This window comes from Paenibacillus sp. NN59, from assembly GCF_057597225.1.
Map to the genome: position 1 here is coordinate 5,632,503 of NZ_CP199678.1, position 14,207 is coordinate 5,646,709.

Consider the following 14,207-nt stretch of genomic DNA (forward strand, 5'->3'; position numbering starts at 1 on the left):
GCAAAAGGTGTATCTGTTACTGACTCCCTTGCTTCAATATGTTTACTGTGAACACAGATGCCCGAAAACGGACCTTGCATTTAACCTTGGATTCGGAATTGGAATTAGAGGTGGACAAGGGAGGCTCCTCCCATTGATGTAAGACGTGCTGTAGGATTCCAGAGGCAGCAGAAAATCAGCCGTACCTTCGGATTTTGCAACGGAGTTACCTTGATCAAAACCTATGTTAAGGGGCATTGATACACTCTATGTACGCTTAATGAATTCCCCCGCAGTCCCGATGTGGATAAGTCAAGATCAGGCCGCGGGGTAGTGATCTTTTCCCGGGCGATTACATGTGAAGATGGTATTTCATGAGGTTCACAAAAATGCTCTGTATTAGATGAACGGGTTAGCCCTAGGAATAGAAATGAATTCCATGTTGTCTGACGCGCGGCCCCCTGAAAGAAGTTCTAGCCCTATTACCAGTGCACCCGTCAGTTTGACCAAGCTTAGGTTGTTACCAGCAAACGCTGGGCCTCTTGAGAGATTACCTGCTGAATACTAGACTTGATAATATCGCAACCAGCAGCCAGATTCTCCATGGAAACAGTCAGCGGAGGCATGATCTTCAGGACGAGATCCCCTCTGCCGGCCCTTTCAATAATAAGCCCATTCTCAAAACTGATCTCCGACATCCGCTTCGCCCCGGCTTCATCCGTAAAGCCCGAAACGTCAATGCCCCAGATCAGGCCAATTCCGCGGATGGTGATGGAAGGATGTAAAGGTTTGATTTCTTTATCAAGGAACGCTCGCACGAACTCTTCCTTCTGCTTCACCTGTTGTTCCAAGGCTACTCTGTCCCGGAACTCAAGAGCAGCCTTGGCAGCCACAAAAGCGAGCTGGTTGCCGCGGAAGGTACCGTTGTGTTCCCCTGGCGTCCAGATATCCAGTTCAGGCTTCAGGAGCAGGAGGGACATTGGCAGGCCGTACCCGCTGATCGACTTTGACAGGGTAATCAGATCCGGCTCAATCCCCGCACGTTCGAAGGAGAAGAATTCGCCAGTTCGGCCGCAACCGACTTGAATCTCATCGGTAATGAGCAGTATATCGTGCTTGCGGCAAATCTGTTGCAATCCGCGTAACCACTGTGCGTCAGCAACATGAATGCCGCCTTCAGCTTGAACTGTTTCGAGCAGAATGGCAGCCGGCTTATCAACTCCGGAGTGCGAATCCGTTAGAATATTTTCAATATAACCAAGTGTATCCATATCTGCGAAAGCTCCACTCGGATGTGGTATGAAGGTAACTCCATCCAGAGGAAGCCCCGCTCCTTCCCTCATCGACTTAGAGCTTGTTGCCGAGAGGCTGCCAAGTGACATGCCGTGGAAACCACCCATGAATGCAAAGATGCCGGTTCTTTTCTTCGCCTTGCGTGCAAGCTTGAGTGCCGCTTCCACTGCATTTGTGCCCGTCGGACCGCAGAATTGAAGCTTGTAATTCAGCTTCTTTGGCTCCAAGATCCGTTCCGAGAAGCTCTGGATGAATTCGCGCTTGGCCATTGTGTACATATCGAGACCATGCATAATCCGATCGGAGGTCAGATAATCTAGAATCCGACCTTTAATATAATCGTTGTTATGACCATAGTTCAGTGCTCCAGCACCTGCAAAAAAATCAATGTATGCTCTTCCATCCTCAGCATATAACAGGTCTTCCTTGGCCCGGTCGAATACTACCGGAAAGCTTCTGCAGTAAGATCTTACGTTAGATTCCAGCTTTTCAAAAATGCTCACGCGCTTCATCCTCCATCGTAATTGGGATAAGTTTAGCTTCATTCTTTCTGAAACTTCTGGCGTCATCGAGCAAAAAATTCTTGGCTGTCGTTACCACAATTGTCGGTCCTCGCATGCCGGCTTGCTGGGTATCCAGTAGACTGGTCTCTCGCGCACAGCTTAGGTATGTATAAAAACCCACCAATTCTATTTTTTTCAATAATTGGAAGGTCGACCTGCGTAGAATTATATCAAATTTCCAAAGAATGTATAGTAAAATTTTGGTTAAATTAGATCTTTGAAGTATAAAGTGTTAATATTTCGCCTTAAATTAACACAATTAGGAGGGAAATAAGCAGATTTTGTCATCAATCGAGGAATTAAACAGGAGTAATTTACCAATAATCCGAATGGTACTAATGGTATATATTACCTTCACTTTCTCCGTCGAAGCTTTGAATCCTTTCACTTTACAAAAATTTAACATGATTGTCCTAAATTGATCTCGTTAACTTATATAAGCAGAAGAATTTAAGAAGTTATACTTTTCATTTTAATTTACTTTTGTTTTGTAAAGATTAGCAGAGCTAAAAATTACGTTGATGTCGATTTAACAACTATTTTATGAAGTGCATTACTTGCGATTTCGATACGTGGAAGGCTCTCTCTTCTTCATTTGGCTTCGTCTTTTTCTTTCATTTTCACTACAACGAATGATTAAGGCTGTATCGTATATTTTGAGAACTAAAAAAAGGAAGCCACGAGTCAATCTCTCGGGCTCCCTTTTCGATGTTAAAACTTTTTTCGTACCATACGATTCAAAACTCTTTTACTGGTTCACAACTTTTTCATCACTGAACATGTGCTTGTTCATTCAAGCCAGGGTTTTACTCAACCGTTACACTTTTCGCCAAGTTACGTGGTTTATCGACATCGTGACCCAGAGCGAGGGAAGCGTAATATGCCAGCAATTGCAACGCTACAACAGACAGAGCTGGGCTTAGAAGTGGCAGTGTCTTAGGAATCGCAAACGCTTGGTCAACGGATTTAAGCAATGGAGCTACGTGCTCTTCGTACGTAATCGCCAGTACGTCTGCGCCACGTGCTTTTACTTCTTTGATGTTACTTACCGTTTTCTCCAGTACGTTCTCCTGTGTTGCCAAGGCAATAACAGGAATACCGTCCTCGATCAACGCGAGTGTACCGTGTTTCAACTCACCTGCAGCATAAGCTTCAGAGTGAATATAAGAGATTTCTTTCAGTTTCAATGAGCCTTCTTGTGCTACCGCATAATCCAAACCACGGCCGATGAAGAAGAGATGTTCATGTTTAGAGATTTGCTCCGCATACCCTTTAATCGCATCCGCTTGCTCCAGCATGGATTCCACTTGTTCAGGCAGTGCTTGCATCGCTGCCAGTGTGTGTGCAATCTCATCCGGTGTTTGTGTACCACGTACTTGTGCAAGGTACAGACCAAGCAGGTTGAACGCGATCAACTGGGACGTGTAAGCCTTAGTGGAAGCCACTGCGATCTCAGGTCCAGCCAATGTAGCAATTACATCGTCTGCATCACGTGCAATCGAGCTACCCACAACATTTGTAATCGCCAGTACATGCGCACCGTTAGATTGAGCTTCACGCAGTGCTGCCAGCGTATCTGCTGTTTCACCGGATTGGCTCACTACGATAACAAGTGTATCTTTGTTTACAATTGGTGAACGGTAACGATACTCGGAAGCAACATCCGTTTCAACCGGAATACGAACCATTTGTTCAATCACTGTACGTCCAACCAGACCAGCATGGTACGCCGTACCACATGCGATGATTTGAACGTTACGAATATTTTTAATTTGCTCTTCCGTCATTTTGAGCTCAGGAAGCTGCACTTTTTTGCCTTCATTGTCGATGCGACCCAACATTGTATCACGATATGCTTTTGGTTGCTCATGAATCTCTTTCAACATAAAGTGCTCAAATCCGCCTTTTTCCGCGGTTACTGCATCCCAATCGACACGAATCATTTCCCGAGAAATAAAATTGCCCTCAATCGTCATCAATTCGACAGCATCATGTGTCAATACAGCCATTTCGCCATCATTCAGAATGTACACATTACGTGTATGTTCCAGAATTGCCGGAATATCGGAACCAATGAAGTTCTCGCCTTCACCAACACCAATAATCAATGGACTAGCTTGACGCACAGCAACGAGTTTCTCAGGCTCATGCTCTGTCAATACACCCAGTGCGAATGCACCACGCAACAACGTGATCACTTTTTGCACAGTTTTAACAATATCACCATTGTATTCACGTGCAACCAGGTGAGAAATGACTTCAGTATCTGTCTCGGAAGTAAACGTGTGACCTTGAGAGATCAGCTCATCCTTCAGCTCCAGATAGTTCTCAATAATCCCGTTATGCACAACGGAAAACTTCTGGCTTCCATCCGTGTGTGGATGGGAATTCTCGTCCGATGGTTTACCATGCGTAGCCCAGCGAGTGTGTCCGATTCCGGCATTACCTACCAGCGGAGCACCATCCAGCTTTGCTTCAAGATTCGCCAAACGTCCAAGAGCTTTGGTAATTTGCAGACCTTGCGGTGTAAATACAGCGATCCCTGCAGAGTCATAACCACGATACTCGAGCTTTTTCAATCCTTCAACCAATACCGATTGAGTGTTCTTATTACCAATATATCCAACAATACCGCACATAATTTAGTTCCTCCGTTTGTATATGAATACTGTGTCTGGAAGAGAAACAGGCAGAGGTGGACGTATTGGAAAATGATAGATTGCTTACCGTATCATGAATATCATTTCCTATTCAATTATCAATGATCAGAACGGCCTTCTGCCGCCCTGTTGTGTTCATGCTCTATTACGAATGCAATCATGAATGTACATCATTTTCCCGTCCGCGCGCTGTTTACGCTCTTCAAGCACATTCATTTTGAATTTTATCTGATCCTTTGCACCTACCGGCGCGTTGTGTGGACAGTCACCTATCCATTTTCCGCAATCCGGTTTACGGCTCTGGTGCATCACCGGGAGGTCCCCGCCGAACAATCCGAACACCTCCACCTCGTCAGCTTGATTGCCGTCCATGTTTCCCATGTTATCTCCTGATTAGCAAAAGAGACATCCATCAACATGCGTCCCGCGCAACTCCAAGCTCTGGCGCTTGTGTAACTGTAACCTTACAATCCTCACTTTCCGTGTCTGAATGACGACTCCACTCATTATATGCACCTGAAGTCCATTTTGCAATGGAGCAAAGTACCTGTAACCATTTCAGCATATTTACCCACGCTCCCAGCCAAATAATCAGACCCATAGTCTTATCTGGCCAGGACGCAGGAACAATGAATGAATCGTTAATATATGGAATTAAATCAGCCTCTGTATAACCATATGCCAAGATCTCAATTTTGTGAAAAATAACACTCAAATCGCATGACAACAGGCTTTTTTCAGTAGGTTATACCAGTTCTTTTTGCACAACATCTGCAATCTGGGATACAAACTGCTCCAGCTCATCCTTATCTGGCCCTTCAGCCATAACACGGATCAAGGACTCGGTACCCGATGCACGAACAAGCACACGACCATTATCCCCCAGTTTTTCTTCTACTGCAGCGATCGCTTCTCCGATGGCAACATTGCCTTCGTATTTGCTCTTGTCTTCAACACGAACGTTAACCAGCACTTGTGGGTACTGTGTCATGATTGCTTTCAACTCACTCAGCTTTTTACCTGAAGCTTTCAGTGTGTCGACAAGTTGAATCGCCGTTAGCATGCCATCTCCCGTTGTATTGTAGTCCAGGAAAATAACGTGACCCGACTGTTCGCCGCCCAGGTTATATCCACCACGACGCATCTCTTCCATCACATAGCGGTCACCAACAGCCGTTTTGGCTGTTTTCAGCGCAAGCTTCTCTGTTGCTTTGTAGAAACCAATATTACTCATAACGGTAGACACCACCGTGCTATCTTTCAGCTTGCCTGCCCGATTCATCGCGTCTCCGCAAATACACAGAATAAAGTCTCCATCCACTTCGGCACCCGTTTCATCAATAGCAATCAGACGATCGGCATCCCCGTCAAAAGCAAGGCCAAGATCCGCTTGATGTTTCAGCACCTCTTGTTTTAAATGCTCCGGATGAGTCGAACCGCACTGCTCGTTAATGTTCAGACCGTTCGGCTCAGCGCCAATGGCAATAACTTCAGCCCCAAGCTCACTGAATAATTTTGGTGCCAGCTCATATGCCGCACCATTGGCACAGTCAAGTACAATTTTGAGACCTGAGAACGACTCGGATACAGTGGTTTTCAGATAATCCAGATAACGATAACGAGATTGTTCATCCACCGTCACCGTTCCAAGACCTGCACCAACGGGGCGTGGCAGTTCATCTTTTGCCGCATCCATCAGCTCTTCGATCCGGTTCTCCGTCTCATCCGATAGCTTGAAGCCATCTCCACCGAAAAATTTGATACCGTTATCCTCAACAGGATTGTGGGAAGCCGAGATCATTACACCCGCGTCTGCTTTGAGCAAACGAGTAATATAAGCGACACCTGGTGTAGACACAACGCCCAAACGAATTACATCCGCTCCAATAGACAACAGACCCGCTACGAGTGCTGATTCCAGCATAAGTCCGGAGATTCGTGTGTCCATGCCGATCACTACTTTAGGTCTTTCCACCCCACCTGCAAGCACATAACCACCACAGCGTCCGATGCTGTAAGCCAGCTCCGCCGTCAATTCTTTATTCGCAACCCCTCTTACACCATCTGTACCAAAATATTTACCCATGATCTAACTCCTTCTATTTGCATCATATATGAGCACATCAATATCATTTTTAGATTTGAAAATAAAAAATTGCATAATTACGGATTAGAACCAGATTTACTGCCGTTATTATTATTTGCATTGTTATTTACACTACTACGATTGGTCGCTGCACTTCCCTGCTGAGTTTGATCCTGCTGTTCCGTATTCGATTCGTTTTGCTCTTCTACAGGATCCGTGTTTGGCTGTCCATTCTCGACTTCTGCCGGTGATGGATCTGGCCCTGAGGGATTATCCTCACCAGAATTTTGCTCTGGAGGAGCAGTCGCATCTGCGGCTTTCTCACTGATCTTCACCGTGGCACTTAAATTATTAGACGCCTCATCCAGCTTAGCGAACCGGGGCAGATTAGCTTCCAGTTTAATCTCATGTGTGCCCACACCAAGTCCCTGGAGATTGGCTGTAAGCTTGATGTCATCACCATTGAGACCTTCAAGCATGGTTCTTGGCCCACTTAGTGTAATGTTCTGTCCACCATTTTTAGGAGTAACCAACTCACCTTCCAGCCCGTTCCCCACGCCAGTTAAATGAATCGGCACGTTGGGAAAGACTTTGGTCGTTGTTTCGACCTCATCATATGGGGACACCGTCACCTTGATCTGAATCGAACTAGGCTCGATTTTCTCAGAACCAGAGGGCGGCGTCAAGTCCACGTTAACTGTAGAGGTACCAGACTCCGTGAATTGCGTAAGATCAAGAGTAGCTTGGTCGTAGGACTGTATACCTGCAAGTGCTCCCTCACTCCCATAAATCGAGACTTCTTTCACGCTCGGCTCGACCGAAGACAGCACCAGACCCTCTGGTAACTGTCCCGAATATTTGATCCTCAAGGGAACTTTGGTGTAGGGCTGATTGACTGGTATTCGAACTTCGACTGTTTGAGGTGATATGGTTGCATTCTCGATGACTTTACCCTCAGCATCATATGCCTGAAGCTTCACTTTTTTCTGAATTACATCTTCCTTCGCATCTTTCACACTGACACTGCCCTGAACACTCGCCACAGCATCAAGCTGTCCTTCCGGCAGAGTTACCTTAACTGGAGCAGAAGGCTCAACCACGGGCGTTCCAGCCGTATATCCAGCCGAAGGCTCTCCTTCGGGTACAATATTCACATTGAACGATTTGGTGCCCAATTTCTCCACGTTCACCGTTACCATGGAAGGTTCCATACTGACCACTTCAACGCCGGAAGGCAGGTCAGGTACAAGCGGCAGTGTGTTCGAACCATCTTTAACCTGACTCAAATCAACCAGAACCTTATAATCATCATTGGTAAAAATGGACGTCAGCATCGAACGCTGTCCTTTGATCTCTAGCCGCACCTCATCTGTGCTAAGTGAAGTAAGAACATAAGCATTACTATCCAGCCCATATGGCTGAACAGGTACAGTACGCTCCACAACCTTGCTCGATATCCCCGTTGTGATGGTTGGTGTAGTGGGTACCTCATCCAGATGAATCATGAACCAGAGAAGCAGGCTTACCGCCAGTGCAAGTATTTTCGCAAAGTTATTGTTGTTAAACCATTTATCCATTGTTACGTCCCCCCTTCCGTTTCCAGAAGGTTGACCATGCATTCTTTTTGCTCAGATTGGAGGTCGGACGCAATTCCTCATACAGCTTGGCAATCAGCGACTCTTCCTTAATATCACGAACTACCTGTCCATTCATCGCCAGAGAAACTTGCCCTGTCTCCTCCGAAACAACCAGACAGATTGCATCGGCCACCTCCGTTATTCCGATTGCCGCACGATGGCGCGTTCCCAATTCCTTACTGATAAACGGATTCTCGGATAATGGCAGGTAACAGGCTGCTGCAGATATTTGTTTTCCTTGAATGATGACTGCTCCATCATGGAGCGGTGTATTGGGAATAAAAATGTTAATCATCAGTTCAGAACTGACGAGAGATTGCATCTTGATCCCGGATTCCGTGTAGTCATTCAGTCCTGTTTCACGCTCGAAGACGACAAGTGCACCAATTTTACGGCGAGACAAATAGTTAACGGACTTAATAATTTCACCAATTAACACGGTTAACTCTTCATCACTTGCGGCGGCTGAGCGCCCAAACAGTTTACCTCGACCCAATTGTTCCAAACCACGACGGAGTTCCGGCTGGAATATGATAAACACCGCAACAACCCCAAACGTAAACATCTGGTTCATTAGCCATTTAAGTGTATACAGATTTAGCCATGTGCTTAACGCCCAGATCAACACCAGGAACAAAATTCCTTTCAGTAGCTGAACCGCGCGTGTACCCCGCACTAGCAAAATCAGTTTGTACATAATATAGGTAACGATCAATATATCGATAACGTCCTTAATGGACTCTTTCCACGTTAAGTCAGCAAAATAATTCATAAGCCAGCCCCCGCTATCCCCATTGATGAGTAAACTCTGATCTCATATTAACCATTTGGGATTTTACATAATCCCTTCTTCGCATTTATTCAATGCTTATCTATATGTAGTATGTTCTCATTACTATCTAGGTTATAACGTTACCGTTCAGGTTGCAAGTTACTCCAGTCACAAACTGCATATAAGCTTCCTTTTCGCACTTTCTCTGTCATTTAGGCAATAAAAAAAAGTACCCCACGCAATTCGGAGGTACCCTGCTTGGTATATACCCGTGAAGTTATACCCTGACTTAGCGGTAAGCTACTTCATTTACCATATTGGTTATTTTGTACCAAAACCAATCCAGCGCCTGATCGATACTTTTCACCTGACCTGACACGTGCGCTGTAGAAGCTTGAAACAGTTGTCCGTCGATGACCGTCAGATTGCCATTCACATCACCATACACCTGAGCGGTTCCATTCTCTATCGTAAGATCGCCAGCAACTGACTTACCTTCTGGAACAATAACCGTGTTGCCTTGAATCACGAGCTGATCCAGACTGTTCCCCTTAACGACCATTTCGTTGTTCTGATTCCAGAAATTGAAGGCGCTAAAGAGCATCACGACCAAAAAGAAGGCTGCCGCCGTCAGCGCGGGATGTCCTTTGACCCATCTGAGCCATACTTGTTGTCTCTTGGGCTGTGGCAGAGCATTCATAATTCGATTGGTCAGCTCATCCGAGGCAGACGGTGAATAATGTTTCATGGCAAAGAGTAGCATTTCCGTCTGTTCCAACTCTTTAAAGCGCATGCGACAATCCGGACAGATCAACAAATGGCTTTTCAATTCAGTTTTCTGATCCGGGGACAACGACTCATCCAAACATTCATGCATTAAAGAGACGGCCGAGTTGCAATCCATATGAGAGCCAATCCTTTCCTTAGACACTTAGTCCATGCACCTGCAAAAAGCATGCATAAGACTTGCATACATTTCATACGCACCCGTTTGAGATATGTTTCAAATAATTTTGCCCAAAATTTCGGGTGATTGTGATTATAACTTATATTCTAGTTTTTTGCGCAGAAAATCACGGCCACGGTGCACCCTTGTCTTAATCGTTGTTACGGGCATACCTGTGACATCACTGATCTCCTGTAATGACAAGTCCTGTAAATATCTCAAAACCATAACGGACTTATACTTGGCTGGTAAGCTATCAATCGCCTCACGGATGAGGGTCTGTGTTTCGGAAAGCAGTGCTTCACTCTCTGGTGTTCGATCATCACTAGGAAGCATTGCGTAGCCGTCAGATCCTTCCTGATCATTCAGTTCTGCATCAAGTGAGTAAGAAGGTTTCTTTCTCCGTAACCGATCGATGCACAAATTCGTTGCAATCCGATAGATCCAGGTCGAGAATTTCTGATTCGGATCATACTTTTCCATATTTCGAAACACACGCAAAAACGTCTCCTGAACAACATCCTCCGCTTCGTGACGGTTGCTCAGCATCCGATACGCCAAATGAAACAGCTTGTCCTTGTATAATTCAACGATTTCTGCAAAGGCTCTCTGGTCTCCCTTGAGTACCAGCTTCACAAGCCTGTTCTCCAAATTGTCCACCCTGATTCCCCCAGACATGCTGATGGGTCTTCCGTCTTCTGATACCCGTCCACACTTGTAATTCACCAATCAAATCGTAAATCAACTTTGGTCAAAAATCAAGACTGTATGACAAATATCCTCCAAAAACAGTAAAAACGGGAACTCCCTAAGGAGTCCCGTCTAATCTCTCTTTTCAAAAGAAGAGATAGATATTTATTTTATTACATAAATCATTCATCATATGAACGTTGTGAATGATCTTGTGATCAAACATCAGCCTGTATTCCGCAATCCTGCTGCAATACCATTAATGGTTAACAATACTTCACGAAGTAGTTCGGTATCATCCTCACCACGTTCCCGCATGTCACGCAGTTCACTTAGCAACTGTACTTGCATGTAGGAAAGTGGATCAACATACGGATTACGCAAACGAATCGATTCCTGAATTACAGGTACATCATCCAGAATTTCAGCTTCACCTGTAATTTTCAGAATCAGCTCTTTGGTAAGCTTAAACTCCGATTCGATCTGACCAAAGATACGGTCACGAGCTTCTTTATTGGAAGTCATGGCAGAATACTCTTTAGCAATCACGAGATCTGCTTTGGCAACCGCCATTTGCACCGTATCAATCAGCGTACGGAAGAACGGGAAGTTAGCATACATTTCTTTCAGGACGTTCAGGTTCTCCTCTTTGCCCTGATAGTAACTTTGCAACCCCGTACCTGCCGCATACCAAGCCGGAAGCAAGTAACGGCTTTGTGTCCAGGCAAATACCCAAGGAATCGCACGCAAGTCTTCAAACTTGTCACTGCCCTTCCGTTTGGATGGACGTGAACCAATATTGAGTTCGCCTACTTCTGGAAGCGGCGTAGACTCTTTAAAGAACGTGAAGAAATCCGGGTCACGGAAAATGAGATCCTGATACTTCGTCAGTGACACTTCCGAGATGTCCTTAATAATCTCATCCCAAGCTTGCTCTGACGCCGACTCTTGCGGCTCCAGACCATTCAAAGCCGCTGTGATTAGCGCCGAAGTAGCCTGCTCCAAACTGCGGTAAGCAATTCCTTGGAGAGAATAACGAGATGAAATAACTTCACCTTGCTCCGTAATTTTGATGCCGCCGCCAATCGTATGAGGAGGCTGTGCAAGAATACTACGGTTCAGTGGCATGCCGCCACGTCCGAGCGCTCCGCCGCGTCCGTGGAAGAATTTCAGCTTCACACCATGCTCATTGCCCACAGCCGTAATCGCATTCATCGCTACGCGCAGTTCCCAGTTTGCCGTAACTACACCGCCATCTTTATTACTGTCGGAGTATCCAAGCATAATTTCGTGCAACTCATTACGTCCAGTCACGCTTGCACGATATATAGGTAAGTTAAACAATCGTTGCATAATTTCCGATGCTGCATGAAGGTCGTCAATCGTTTCAAACAACGGAACAGCTTGCAGTGTAGAGATCACTTCACCGTTTGCCCCTTTGGAGAACAAACCAACCTCTTTGGCAAATACCATCACTTCAAGTAGATCACTTGCTCCTTGTGTCATACTGATCAAGTAACTCGTGATACAGCCTGTACCGAACTCATTCTGTGCACGCTTAATTGCACGGAAGACATCCAGACACTCTCTCGTTCCTTCCGTGTACTGATGATACGGAGAAGTAAGCGGTCTTGGATCATCCAGCAAACGAGCAAGCAGATCGATTTTCCCGTCTTCCGTCAGACGTGCATAATCGTCTACAATGTTCATTTTTGCTAAAATTTCCGACATCGCACTTTCATGCTCCTTGCTGTGCTGACGCACATCCAGGGCAGCGGTATGGAATCCGAACAGTTCAACCTGACGAATCATTTTACGAACCGTTGTGTCTGCTACATAGTCAGCAAAATGATGACGCAAGCTACGGTCGATAATTAACAGATCATCAATCAGATCTTGAGCGTTCTGGTAGCGATCCGGCTGACCAACCTTGTCCTCATCAAGGACATTGTTCAGCTTGGCAATCATGTAAGCCAGTTTAATGCGATAAGGCTCTTTTTCATTACGCCAAATGTCCACTTTTTTCAAAGTAACACAGTTGCGATCCTGCTCAATCGACTGCGCCAGTTCATCCGAGATATGAATGATGTTGGTGCTGAAGCTGAGGTGTCCCATAAGTTCAATCATAATCCGCTGATACTCACGCAAAGCGAGCTTGCGTTGCATGAGAAGCGTTTGCCATGTTACATCTGAAGTTACCGATGGATTTCCATCCCGGTCTCCACCAATCCAGGAACCGAAACGCAAATACGTCGGCACATGCCAGTCATGGTCTGGATAAAATTTATTCAGGCAACGTTCCAGTTCCTGATATACATCCGGAAGTACGTGGAACAACGTTTCATGAAAGTAATACATCCCGTTCCGCACTTCATCGAGTACAGTCGGTTTGCGATCGCGAAGCTCATCTGTCTGCCAGAGCGTAATAACCTCATTCAACAGTTTCTCACGCAGTTGTTCACGTTCACGCAACGTCAGCGTAGGATTGTCCAGTAGCATGACATCTTCAGAAATCCGTTTATGGATATCCAGAATAACCCGGCGCATCGCTTCTGTCGGGTGAGCTGTCATCACGAGTTCCAGTGATAAATCATCCAGAATCTCTTCTACTTCGGTATGAGACAATCCACGTTCTTTTAGGTCCTGTACTGCCTTTTCAATCGAACCTGGCTGTACAGCATCTCCCGCAGAACGCTCATAATCCCGTTTACGCCGAATCCGATGGTTTTGTTCAGCAATATTAACTAATTGAAAATAAATAGCGAAAGCCCGAATAACCTGATGACGATTGTCCGAGTCTAATTCCTGGATCATCGTTTTGAACTCTTCATACAGTTCTGGCAAAAACTCTGCACGCAACGATTTGCTCGTTTCCCGAATCTTCTCAACGACATCTAGAAGCTCCGTGCCTCCTTGATGGACAAGAACTTCTCCGAGTATGTTGCCCAGGAACCGCACGTCTCGCCGAAGCAGGTTGTTGGATTGGCTTTTGCTGGCGGTTACCGTAGTTTCAGTCATGCTTATCCTCCCATCTGATCGTTCCATTCGTACACGTAAATTTGACACCTTCATAACATCATACAATAAAATGGTACGAAAATCTTTATTTTTCTACTAGTAAAAATGGGGATTATCCCCGAAATACATCACAAAAACACGCTTTTTTATTCATTTTCTTGTTCTGCTTCTATGAATAGCCATATGCTGTCGCATGATACCTTTTTCACGTACTTTTTATACCTTGAACATCTCATAACTAATCTAAAAAATTCATAATTATGCAGTCACATTATTCTAGGTTTTGGAATACGGAAGTAGGCTTTCAATTCTCCAGTTTTAGCATTCATGGATAACAGGCGCTCCTAAGAAACATGACCGGCAAAGCAAGCTTTTGTATACTTTACCACACTGACGCAATGAATTAAAGAGAAATTTCGATTTTCTAACACTTACCGTTGTCTTTAGACATATTTCTTATGTATTTCACAGTAAAATTTGTTTGTCCCCCATAACTTAACACTCCTCCTGCTACATAATGTTCTTGTGTATTTGGGCAGATTACTTGATAGTTCTTACAACAT

General features: G+C 45.2%; 10 protein-coding genes. All 10 read right to left on the reverse strand.

Going from position 1 to position 14,207, the window contains the following annotated elements; translation table 11 throughout:
• Positions 1 to 491: 491 nt before the first annotated feature.
• Positions 492 to 1,775, reverse strand: a complete 1,284-nt coding sequence (gene ectB / locus ACT89M_RS24580) for a diaminobutyrate--2-oxoglutarate transaminase (RefSeq protein WP_308723180.1) — start codon at positions 1,773 to 1,775, stop codon at positions 492 to 494.
• Between the two features lie 866 nt (positions 1,776 to 2,641).
• A complete protein-coding gene (glmS, locus tag ACT89M_RS24585) occupies positions 2,642 to 4,474 on the reverse strand; it encodes a glutamine--fructose-6-phosphate transaminase (isomerizing) (RefSeq protein WP_308723178.1) in 1,833 nt (610 codons plus the stop codon).
• A gap of 156 nt (positions 4,475 to 4,630) precedes the next feature.
• Positions 4,631 to 4,876 carry a hypothetical protein gene (locus tag ACT89M_RS24590; RefSeq protein WP_154891779.1) on the reverse strand — a complete coding sequence of 82 codons (246 nt, stop codon included), beginning with the start codon at positions 4,874 to 4,876 and terminating at the stop codon, positions 4,631 to 4,633.
• Between the two features lie 31 nt (positions 4,877 to 4,907).
• On the reverse strand, positions 4,908 to 5,060 hold the full coding sequence (locus ACT89M_RS24595; RefSeq protein WP_186331813.1) for a hypothetical protein: 153 nt from the start codon (positions 5,058 to 5,060) through the stop codon (positions 4,908 to 4,910).
• Positions 5,061 to 5,240: 180 nt separating this feature from the next.
• A complete protein-coding gene (gene glmM / locus ACT89M_RS24600; protein WP_154891778.1) occupies positions 5,241 to 6,581 on the reverse strand; it encodes a phosphoglucosamine mutase in 1,341 nt (446 codons plus the stop codon).
• Between the two features lie 77 nt (positions 6,582 to 6,658).
• Positions 6,659 to 8,158, reverse strand: coding sequence for a CdaR family protein (locus tag ACT89M_RS24605; protein WP_487344863.1), 1,500 nt, complete (start codon positions 8,156 to 8,158; stop codon positions 6,659 to 6,661).
• Entirely contained in the window at positions 8,151 to 8,990 is an 840-nt protein-coding gene (gene cdaA, locus ACT89M_RS24610) for a diadenylate cyclase CdaA (protein WP_090924354.1), read from the reverse strand. Before cdaA ends, ACT89M_RS24605 begins: the two co-directional genes overlap by 8 nt.
• A 289-nt stretch (positions 8,991 to 9,279) precedes the next feature.
• Positions 9,280 to 9,894 (reverse strand): zf-HC2 domain-containing protein, encoded by a 615-nt coding sequence (locus ACT89M_RS24615; protein ID WP_090924355.1) that lies wholly within the window; start codon positions 9,892 to 9,894, stop codon positions 9,280 to 9,282.
• Positions 9,895 to 10,029: 135 nt separating this feature from the next.
• Complete coding sequence (gene sigW, locus ACT89M_RS24620) at positions 10,030 to 10,596, reverse strand: RNA polymerase sigma factor SigW (protein WP_090924356.1); 567 nt, start codon at positions 10,594 to 10,596, stop codon at positions 10,030 to 10,032.
• A 255-nt stretch (positions 10,597 to 10,851) separates the two neighbouring features.
• Complete coding sequence (gene ppc, locus ACT89M_RS24625; RefSeq protein ID WP_154891776.1) at positions 10,852 to 13,644, reverse strand: phosphoenolpyruvate carboxylase; 2,793 nt, start codon at positions 13,642 to 13,644, stop codon at positions 10,852 to 10,854.
• Positions 13,645 to 14,207 lie beyond the last annotated feature (563 nt).

What these genes read in the sequence shown, in the direction of transcription:
- ACT89M_RS24595 (WP_186331813.1), bottom strand. Translation starts at nt 5,060, where the DNA reads ATGCTGAAATGGTTACAGGTACTTTGCTCCATTGCAAAATGGACTTCA.
- cdaA (WP_090924354.1), bottom strand. Translation starts at nt 8,990, where the DNA reads ATGAATTATTTTGCTGACTTAACGTGGAAAGAGTCCATTAAGGACGTT.
- ACT89M_RS24615 (WP_090924355.1), bottom strand. Translation starts at nt 9,894, where the DNA reads ATGGATTGCAACTCGGCCGTCTCTTTAATGCATGAATGTTTGGATGAG.
- ACT89M_RS24605 (WP_487344863.1), bottom strand. Translation starts at nt 8,158, where the DNA reads ATGGATAAATGGTTTAACAACAATAACTTTGCGAAAATACTTGCACTG.
- glmM (WP_154891778.1), bottom strand. Translation starts at nt 6,581, where the DNA reads ATGGGTAAATATTTTGGTACAGATGGTGTAAGAGGGGTTGCGAATAAA.
- ppc (WP_154891776.1), bottom strand. Translation starts at nt 13,644, where the DNA reads ATGACTGAAACTACGGTAACCGCCAGCAAAAGCCAATCCAACAACCTG.
- glmS (WP_308723178.1), bottom strand. Translation starts at nt 4,474, where the DNA reads ATGTGCGGTATTGTTGGATATATTGGTAATAAGAACACTCAATCGGTA.
- ACT89M_RS24590 (WP_154891779.1), bottom strand. Translation starts at nt 4,876, where the DNA reads ATGGGAAACATGGACGGCAATCAAGCTGACGAGGTGGAGGTGTTCGGA.